At 73.3% G+C, this 9,242-nt stretch carries 7 protein-coding genes; 3 read left to right on the top strand and 4 right to left on the bottom strand.

Annotation, left to right across the window (positions count from 1 at the left end):
• The coding region (locus ABD317_RS29105) for a coiled-coil domain-containing protein (RefSeq protein ID WP_425582461.1) at positions 1-694 on the bottom strand (694 nt) is incomplete at its 3' end.
• A 249-nt stretch (positions 695-943) separates the two neighbouring features.
• On the opposite strand from ABD317_RS29105, the gene ABD317_RS29100 reads away from it, so the two are divergent.
• Positions 944-1,297, top strand: coding sequence for a hypothetical protein (locus ABD317_RS29100; RefSeq protein ID WP_344293562.1), 354 nt, complete (start codon positions 944-946; stop codon positions 1,295-1,297).
• A gap of 26 nt (positions 1,298-1,323) precedes the next feature.
• On the opposite strand, the gene ABD317_RS29095 is transcribed toward ABD317_RS29100, so the two are convergent.
• A complete protein-coding gene (locus ABD317_RS29095; protein WP_344293560.1) occupies positions 1,324-2,490 on the bottom strand; it encodes a C40 family peptidase in 1,167 nt (388 codons plus the stop codon).
• Between the two features lie 182 nt (positions 2,491-2,672).
• On the opposite strand from ABD317_RS29095, the gene pcrA reads away from it, so the two are divergent.
• Positions 2,673-5,135: a DNA helicase PcrA gene (gene pcrA, locus ABD317_RS29090; protein ID WP_344293558.1), complete on the top strand. Its 2,463-nt coding sequence runs from the start codon at positions 2,673-2,675 to the stop codon at positions 5,133-5,135.
• Between the two features lie 40 nt (positions 5,136-5,175).
• On the opposite strand, the gene ABD317_RS29085 is transcribed toward pcrA, so the two are convergent.
• Positions 5,176-6,936, bottom strand: a complete 1,761-nt coding sequence (locus tag ABD317_RS29085; RefSeq protein WP_344293555.1) for a M23 family metallopeptidase — start codon at positions 6,934-6,936, stop codon at positions 5,176-5,178.
• A gap of 288 nt (positions 6,937-7,224) precedes the next feature.
• On the opposite strand from ABD317_RS29085, the gene icmB reads away from it, so the two are divergent.
• Complete coding sequence (gene icmB / locus ABD317_RS29080) at positions 7,225-7,638, top strand: coenzyme B12-dependent isobutyryl CoA mutase small subunit (RefSeq protein WP_027755732.1); 414 nt, start codon at positions 7,225-7,227, stop codon at positions 7,636-7,638.
• Between the two features lie 313 nt (positions 7,639-7,951).
• Here the strand turns inward: icmB and ABD317_RS29075 are convergent.
• The coding region (locus tag ABD317_RS29075; RefSeq protein WP_344293553.1) for a DUF5691 domain-containing protein at positions 7,952-9,242 on the bottom strand (1,291 nt) is incomplete at its 5' end.

The following is a 9,242-nucleotide window of genomic DNA, read 5'->3' as shown; positions in this document are numbered from 1 at the left end:
CGTGCGCCGCCGCGTCGCCCGCCGCGCCGCCCGCACCCGCCGGCCCGCCGTGTCCGTCGGCGCCGAGGACGGCGTCGCGCTGCTCGGCGGTGAGGGTGCCGAGCAGCCGGCGGGCCTCGGCGAGCTTGCCCTCGATCGTGCGCTTGCGCCGCTTCAGCTCCGCCCGCGCGTCCTGCAGCTCGGTCAGCCGCTCGCGCGCCTCCGCGCGCACCTGCTCGACCTCCCGCAGCTGTCGCCCGACGTCCGCGAGCGCGGCGGCCCGCCGGTTGCCGACCCGCTCCAGCAGCGCGGCCCGGCGCAGGTAGTCCTCCGGCTCGGCGGAGAGGGCGAGTTGCACGGTGGGGTCGGCGGTGCCGTTGCGGTACTGGGCGGTGGCGAACGAGCCGAGGGCGTTGCGGGCGTCGTTCAGCCGGGCGGTCTTGCGGGCGGCCTCGTCGCGGAGGTCGTCGAGGTCCCGTTCGGCACGGTCGGCGCGCTCCGCGACGCCGTTGTACTTCTCGACGGCCTGCTCGGCCTCGTGGTGCAGCCGGTCGACCCGGTCGCCGACCTCCGCGGCCGGCTGCGGGTCGGCGTGGGCTAAGCCGCCGAGGGCGGTGGCGGCGGCGCCGACGAGCGCGATGGCCCCGGCGGTACGGGCACGGACGGTGCGGCCGACGGCGGTGCGGCGGTGGCCGCGCTTCCTGTGGGACGCCACGGGGGCGTTCACCCCTTCCTCACGGTCAGGCGGCGGCCCGCACGGGGAGCGGGCCGCCGCCGAGACGCTAGGCCGAGGGCGCGCCGCTGCAGGAGGGGATGACGGAGACTTACCGGCACCGCCCTGAGATGACGGATTGTGATCGTCCGAACACGCCGAACTGAGCCGCGGGTTCGTGTCCGTGACCGATGTGGTGAAGCGGTCGCCCCCGTGAGCGGGGTCTGTTACGGACCGCTACGCTCGCGTGCCATGGACGTACTCATCAACCTCTTCGTCGCCTCGCACATCATCGGTATCGCCGCGCTCCTCGGCGGGTGGCTGACCCAGATGAAGTCGCTGAGCACGGGCGACGTGCGGATAGCGCCCTCGATGGTGCACGGGGCGCTGGTCATGCTCGTCACCGGCTTCATTCTCTCCGGTCTCAACGAGGCCGACGACGTGGAGCTGAACCAGACGAAGCTCGGCGTGAAGGGCGTGATCCTGATAGGGATCCTCGTCATGGTCTTCCTCAAGCGCTCGGAAGAGCGCGTCCCGAAGGGCTACTTCGCCGCCATCGGGCTCCTGACCATGACCAACGTCGTCATCGCCACCACCTGGACCTGAGCCCCGCGCCGCCGTACTCCCCCCGATCAGCCCGGGCGCACGCCGCTGTGGAACGGCATGTAGTCGATCGACTCGTACTTCACGTCGTCGCCCGGCTTGGAGGCGTGGATCATCTGCCCGTTGCCCACGTAGATACCGACGTGGCTGATGTCGTCGTAGAAGAAGACCAGGTCGCCCGGCTGCAGATCCGCCTTGGCGACCTGCGTGCCGGCGTTGACCTGGTCGTAGGTCGTACGCGGCAGTGAGATGCCGGCCTCCCGCCAGGCGGCCTGGGTGAGGCCGGAGCAGTCGTACGAGTCCGGGCCGGTGGCGCCCCACACGTAGGGCTTGCCCAGCTGGGCCTCGGCGAACGACAGCACCTTGTCCGCCTTCGAGGCGCCGGTGTCCGGCGGCGGCTGCTCCTCCTGCTCCTGCTGCTCTTCTTCCTGCTGCTGTTCCTCTTCGCGCTGCCGCTGCTCGGCGCGCTCCTTCTCCGCCTGCCGCTGGCGCTCCAACTCCGCCTGGCGCGCGGCCTCCTCGGCCTTGCGCCGCGCCTCCTCCTCGCGCTTGCGCTCCAGCTCCGCGAGCCGCTTCTTCTCCTGCTCGGTGAGCCGGTCCAGCACCTGGCGCGCGTCCGACAGCTTGCTCTGGACCTTCTTCTTGGAGTCCCGCAGCTGCTCCTGCGACTCGGTGAGGTCGCGCAGGCTCTCCTGCGCCTCGGTGCGCTTCTTGGCGGCCTTGGCCTGGCGCACCTGGAACCGGTCGACGGCGGACTGCTCGTGGTTCGTCAGCCGCTCCATGAGGTGCGCCTGGTCGAAGTAGGTCTGCGGGTCGGAGGCGAGCATGAACGTCGCGGTGGGCGTGACTCCGCCGGTGCGGTACTGGGCGGCGGCGAGGCGGCCCAGCTCGCGGCGCGACTCGTTGAGCCGCGCGGTCTCCTGGGCCACCTCGTCGAGCTGCTGCTCGACGCGCTCGCGCTGATCTGCCGTGCGCTCCTTGGCGCCGTTGTAGCGCTCGGTGGCGCGCTCCGCCTCGTGGTAGAGGTGGTCGACTTCCTTCTGCACGTCTTCGATCGACCGCTCGGCCGGGGTCGCGCCGGCTTCCTGGCTGAGGAGGGTCGCTGAGGCGAGCGCCGCGGAGCCGACGCTGACCGCCGTGCGCCGCCCCGCCGGCGACTCCAGGATCCGGGTCCGCGGCTTTCGGTGGGAAGCCAAGGCAGGCCACTCCTTCCGTCCAAGCAGTGCGGAGCACGGTAGCCACTCGATGGGACTGCTGTGAAGTCTGATGTTCGATATGCCCGAAACCTATTCGTGACCGGAGGGAGTTGTTCCGTATATCTCGGACATCCCGGTCGGCGGGGCGGGGTGTCGGTGGGGCGCCCTAGACTCTGTGGACGATGAGCAGCCTCTTCGACGACAGTCACCTCGCCTTCGCCGCCAGCGTCCCCGAGCCGTACTACCGCGACGGCGCGCCCCGCCCCGTCACGGACCCGGAAGCGCTGCTCACCGGGTTGAACGAGCAGCAGCGCGCCGCCGTGGAGCACACCGGCTCGCCCCTGCTGATCGTCGCCGGCGCCGGCTCGGGCAAGACCCGCGTGCTGACCCACCGCATCGCGTACCTGCTGGCCAAGCGGCGGGCGCACCCCGGCCAGATCCTCGCCATCACGTTCACGAACAAGGCCGCGGGCGAGATGAAGGAGCGCGTCGGGGAGCTGGTCGGCGCCCGCGCGAACGCGATGTGGGTCTCCACGTTCCACAGCGCCTGCGTGCGGATCCTGCGTCGCGAGTCGAAGAAGCTCGGTTTCACCTCCTCGTTCTCGATCTACGACGCCGCCGACTCGCGCCGGCTGATGTCCCTGGTCTGCCGGGACCTGGACCTCGACCCCAAGCGCTACCCGCCCAAGGCGTTCAGCGCCAGGATCTCCGGCCTGAAGAACGAGCTGATCGACGAGGAGAGCTGGGCGGCCCAGGCCGGCGACGGCTACGAGAAGACGCTCGCCGAGGCGTACGGGCTGTACCAGTCGCGGCTGCGCGAGGCCAACGCGCTGGACTTCGACGACCTGATCATGACGACCGTGAACCTGCTGCAGGCCTTCCCGGACGTCGCCGAGCACTACCGCCGCCGGTTCCGCCACGTCCTCGTCGACGAGTACCAGGACACGAACCACGCGCAGTACACGCTGGTGCGCGAGCTGGTCGGCCCCCCGGCCGACGCGGAGGGGACGGAGCCGGAGCCGGCGGCGGAGACCGCGGAGACTGGGGCCGGGAGCGTCGGCGCCGAGCGCGGGGCGGACCGCGGGGGGACGCCGGAGGGCCCCGCCGAGCTGTGCGTCGTCGGCGACGCCGACCAGTCGATCTACGCCTTCCGCGGCGCCACCATCCGCAACATCCTGCAGTTCGAAGAGGACTACCCGCAGGCGCGCACGATCCTGCTGGAGCAGAACTACCGCTCCACCCAGACGATCCTCAACGCCGCCAACGCCGTCATCGAGCGCAACGCCTCCCGCCGCCCCAAGAACCTGTGGACGGACGCGGGCGCCGGCGCGCCCATCGTCGGCTACGTCGCCGACACCGAGCACGACGAGGCGCAGTTCGTCGCCGACGAGATCGACCGGCTGACGGACGCGGGCGACGCCCGCGCCGGCGACGTCGCCGTCTTCTACCGCACCAACGCCCAGTCCCGCGTCTTCGAGGAGGTGTTCATCCGCGTCGGCCTGCCGTACAAGGTCGTCGGCGGCGTCCGCTTCTACGAGCGCCGGGAGGTCCGCGACGTCCTCGCGTACCTGCGCGTGCTCGCCAACCCCGAGGACTCCGTACCGCTGCGCCGCATCATGAACGTGCCCAAGCGCGGCATCGGCGACCGCGCCGAGGCGATGATCGAGGCGCTGGCGCAGCGCGAGCGGATCTCCTTCCCGCAGGCGCTCGTCCGCGTCGACGAGGCGTACGGGATGGCATCCCGCTCGGTGAACGCCGTCAAGCGGTTCAACACTCTCATGGAGGAGCTGCGCACGGTCGTGGAGTCCGGCGCCGGGCCGGCCACGGTGCTGGAGGCGGTGCTGGAGCGGACCGGCTATCTCGCCGAGTTGCAGGCGTCGACCGACCCGCAGGACGAGACCCGCATCGAGAACCTGCAGGAACTCGCCGCCGTGGCCCTGGAGTTCGAGCAGGAGCGCGGCGAGGAGGGCCCGGGGACGCTCGCCGACTTCCTGGAGCGGGTCGCGCTGGTCGCCGACAGCGACGAGATCCCGGAGGAGGAGACGGACGGCTCCGGGGTCATAACCCTGATGACGCTGCACACCGCCAAGGGCCTGGAGTTCCCCGTGGTGTTCCTCACCGGCATGGAGGACGGCGTCTTCCCGCACATGCGGGCCCTCGGCGACCTCAAGGAGCTGGAGGAGGAGCGGCGGCTGGCGTACGTCGGCATCACGCGCGCGCAGCAGCGGCTGTATCTGACGCGCTCGGTGTTGCGCAGCTCGTGGGGCCAGCCGTCGTACAACCCGCCGTCGCGCTTCCTGGACGAGATCCCCCCGGCGTATCTGGAGTGGCGGCGCACCGGCGCCTCGGCCACGCGGGGCGGCGGGAGCCGGTCGCCGATGGACTCCGCGGCGGCGGCGCTGGCGTCGTCGGCCGGGTCGTCCGCCCGTACGCGGCAGGGGCCCTCCGGCTTCGCCACCGGGCGGGCGACGGAGCGGCCGGTGATCGCGCTGTCGGTGGGGGACCGGGTGACGCACGACCAGTTCGGGATGGGAACGGTGGTGGAGGTCTCCGGCTCGGGCGCGAACGCGCAGGCGACGATCGACTTCGGCGACGGACGGGCGAAGAAGCTGCTGCTGCGGTACGCGCCGGTGGAGAAGCTGTAGCCGTAGCGGCGGGCGGAGTAGCTGACCGCTCGCGGGCTGCTTACTGCGGGTCGAGGCCCTTGTCCAGCAGCCAGGCGAGCGGGTCGATGGCCGCGCCCCCGTAGGGGTGCACCTCGAAGTGCAGGTGCGGGCCGGTGGACTTGCCGGAGTTGCCCGAGTAGGCGACGACGTCGCCGGCCTGCACGGGGCCGGTGGTGACGGCGAAGCTGTCGAGGTGGGCGTACCAGGTCTCGGTGCCGTCGGCGGCCGTGAGGATGAGCATGTTCCCGTACGCGTAGTCGAAACGGGTGGTGACCGTGCCGTCGGTGGCGGCCTTCACCTCGCTGCCGTACGAGACGGGGAAGTCGATGCCGGTGTGCACCGACACCCAGTTGACGCCGGCCTGGCCGTAGTACGCGCTGAGGCCGGTGTCGTCGACCGGAACCGCGAACTTCGGGCGCAGCGCCTCCTTGCGCGCCGCCTCCTCCGCCTCCCGCTTCCGCTCGGCCTCCTGCTTCTCCTTGAGGTCGATCCGCTCCTGGGTGCGGCTGGCGCGGTCGGCGAAGTCGTCGGCGTCCTCGGTGACCCCGCGCAGCTGCGTGTCGAGCGCGGCGTTGGCCTTCGAGGTCTTGGCGGCGGCCGCTTCGGGGGCCGCCTGCGTGGTCTTGCCGTCGTCCTCGGAGCCGCCGGTGCCGGTGACGGACGCGGCGGCGACGCCGGCCACGCCGACGACGGCGATGGACGGCACGGCGACGGTGAGCAGCGCGGAGCGCTTGGGACAGCGGCGGCGGCTGGAGCGTACGGCGCGGCCGACGGGAGCGCCGACGGTCCGGCCGCCCGCGGGCTCCGGCGCGGGCTCGTCGGCCGTGCGGGCCTCGGACGCCTCGGGAGTCTCGGACGTCTCGGCGGCCTCGGGGCGGTCGGGCCCGTCGAACCCGTCGAGCCCCTCCTGCTCGGCGAGGGCGGCGAAGTCCCAGGCGGCCGTCGCGTCGGGGTCGGCTGCCTGCTCGGTGTACTCGGCGTACTCGGTGTGCCCGGCGGGTGCGGCGTGTTCGGTGTCGACGGCGTAGGCGGCGTGCTCGTCGTACGCCTCGGTGGCCGTGGCGGTGCCGGCGAACGACTCGGGGTACGCGACGGCTTCGGCGTACGCCGTGGCCGCCGGATACCCCGTCGCGTCCGCGGCCGCGGCGTCGTAGTGCCCGGTGTCCCAGCCGGCGGCCGGGTCGTACGGCGCGCCGGTGTGCTGGGCGCCCTCGTGCTGCGCGGTGTCGTACTGCCCGGTGTCGTACTGCGCGGCCCCGTGCTGCGTGCCGTTGTCCCAGCCCGACCACTCGCCGGTGGTGTGCCACTGGGCGGTCGGGGCGCTCGCCGAGGGGTATCCGTAGTCGTAGTCGTCGGCCGGGCCCGCCTGCCGCGGGATGCCGCCGGCCGGGGTGTCGCCGGCGCCCTCCGACCAGAGGGCGGAGACGTCGTAGCCGCCGGAGGCGTGGGGGGCGGCGGCGTAGGGATCGGCCGTGCCGTACAGGCCGTTCGCGTCGTACGCGCCGAAGTCGGCGGACTGCGTGCCGGTGTCCCAGGACGGGGCGACGTCGGGCGTCAGATAGCCGCCGGTCTCGTAGCCGGTGGTGGTGTAGGCGACCGCGTGGCCGGCGTCGTAGCCGTCGTAGCCCTGATACCCGTGATGGAGAGGCTCTTCACCGGAACCGCCGCCGTGGCCGGAGGCGTCGTAGCCGTACCCGTAGCCGTCGAGGCTTCCGAGGGTGGAGGCGTCGCCAGCGGGAGAGGTCGGGGTGGGGATGCCCGACGGGGGACGGTCGTTCACCACTTCTCTTTCGCCTCGGGAGCAGGAGACTGCGGCGACTGTACCGGGCGTCCCACGGCTCGACAATCTTTCCCTGGTTTCACCGGGGCGCGTTCGGGGCACTTGCCCGATTTTTCGAGTACTCAAGGGTAAGGCCACGGCCATGACTGTCCGTTTTGCCGGTCGGCGGCCGTGTGATTTCCCCCTCCCGGCATGTTGCGGTCGGCCGGGGTACGCGATCCTGGGGATAACGTTCGTTCACACCTCGAAGGACTCACGAACGCGCGATACCGCGCGATGGAGGCAGCGATGAGTGGCACCGGTCCGATCCGCGTGGTGGTGGCCAAGCCGGGACTCGACGGCCACGACCGCGGGGCCAAGGTGATCGCGCGGGCGCTGCGCGACGCCGGCATGGAGGTCATCTACACGGGCCTGCACCAGACGCCGGAGCAGATCGTGGACACCGCGATCCAGGAGGACGCCGAGGCGATCGGCCTGTCCATCCTCTCCGGGGCGCACATGACGCTCTTCGGGAAGGTCGTGGAGCTGCTGCGGGAGCGGGACGCGCTGGACATCAAGCTGTTCGGCGGCGGGATCATCCCGGAAGACGACATCCCGCAGCTGAAGGGGCTGGGGGTGGCGGAGATCTTCACGCCGGGCGCGGCGACGACCGAGGTGGTGGAGTGGGTGCGCACGAACGTCCGCGAGCCGGCGGGCGCGTGAGCCCTGCGGGCGGCGGCGGGCGCGGGCGTCCGGTGACGGCCTGAACCCGCGGCTGCCCGCGAGGTCATGGCCCGGTCAGGCGCCGCCGTCGGCACGTACGGCACTGCCCCCGCCCCGCCCGGACCGCGTCCAAGACGGGGCGTCACCGTCCGGGCCACGACTCCGCAGGTGACCCCCCGCCCGGCGGGCAGCCGCTGCCGCGCCGCGCCGGGTGTGGTAGCGGCGTCGGGGGCGGATGGTCCGGCCGCCCGCGGGCGTTGCGCTGCACCAGGCTGTGGCCACGATCCCCGCTCGCCGCCCCTCCTGCCCCCGGTCAGGGGCGCGGCGCGGCCAGCTCGTCGCGCATCGCGGCACGTATCCGCAGCGTGGCCACCAGCCGCTGGAAGGCCTCCGACCAGTACCCGGCGGCCCCCGGCGAACTCTCCTCCGCCTCCTCGTGCATCGCGGCGAGCGGTTCGAGGCGGACGGCGTACGAGGGGTCGAGGCAGCGCTCCGCGAGACCCATCACCCCGCTGAAGCTCCACGGATAGCTACCGCCGTCCCGCGCGATCTCCAGGGCGTCGACCACGGCCCGGCCCAGCTCCTCGGGCCACGGCACGGCGCAGGCGCCGAGGAGCCGGAACGCCTCCGACAGCCCGTGCGCCGAGATGAACTCCGCCACCCAGGCGGCCCGTTCCGCCCCGGGCAGCGCGGTGAGCAGCCGCGCGGGGTCCCGTCCGGGTACGTGCTCGCCCCCGCCGGCGCTGCCGCCGGGGGCGGGAACGGGGGAGGGCACGGCGCCGGGCGGGCCGGCGGTGAAGGCGGGCGGCTCGGCCGGGGGCGAGGTCGGGGCGGTGCCGAGGAGGGCGCGGGCCCACGCGGAGTCGTGCTGCCGGGCGGCGGCGCGGCTCCAGGCGGCGAGCAGGTCCGGCCGCCAGCCGTCCGCGACCGGCAGCGCGACGATCTCCTCCGGCGTCCGGCCGTCGAAGACCTCCGTCCAGATCGCCAGCGGCGCCGCGGCGGCAAGCTGCCCGAACCACCACGACCGCTCGCCCATGCCGGCCGGCGGTTTGGCCACCACCCCGTCCCGCTGCATGGCGGCGTCGCACTCGTACGGCGCCTCCACCGCGATCACCGGCGGATCCTCGCTGCGGTCGAGCACCGCCAACGACCGCACCCGCGCGGCCATCCGCCCGGCCAGCGCGGAGCCGGTGAGCCCGGCGAGGAGGTCGGCCGCGGCGGCCCGTACGCCGCGGCTGCGATCGGTCAGCGCCGCCTCCAGGAACGGCTCGTCGGCGAGGGACAGCCGCGTGCGCAGCAGCTCCACGAACGCCAGCCGGTCCTCGGCCTTCTCGCCGGACCACGTCGAGGCCAGCAGCTCGACGGCGCCGGCGGGGTCGGCCCGGCGCACCGCGGCGAAGAGCGCGCCGCGCACCTGGCTGGTCCCCGGGCCGCCCGCCCGCGGCCCCTCCTCCCAGAGCGCGCGGACGGCTTCCGCGTCGTGCGGGTCGGGCAGCGACGGCCCGGCCGCGCCGTCGCGCAGCAGCGGCGCCCACTGCGGCGCCCGCTCGGCCAGCCACAGCCCGCGCGGGCCGGCGAGAGCCAGCACGTGAGGGCGCAGGTCG

This window comes from Streptomyces synnematoformans (assembly GCF_039531005.1).
Taxonomy (GTDB): Bacteria; Actinomycetota; Actinomycetes; order Streptomycetales; family Streptomycetaceae; genus Streptomyces; species Streptomyces synnematoformans.
This window is presented reverse-complemented; position numbering and strand designations above follow the sequence as displayed.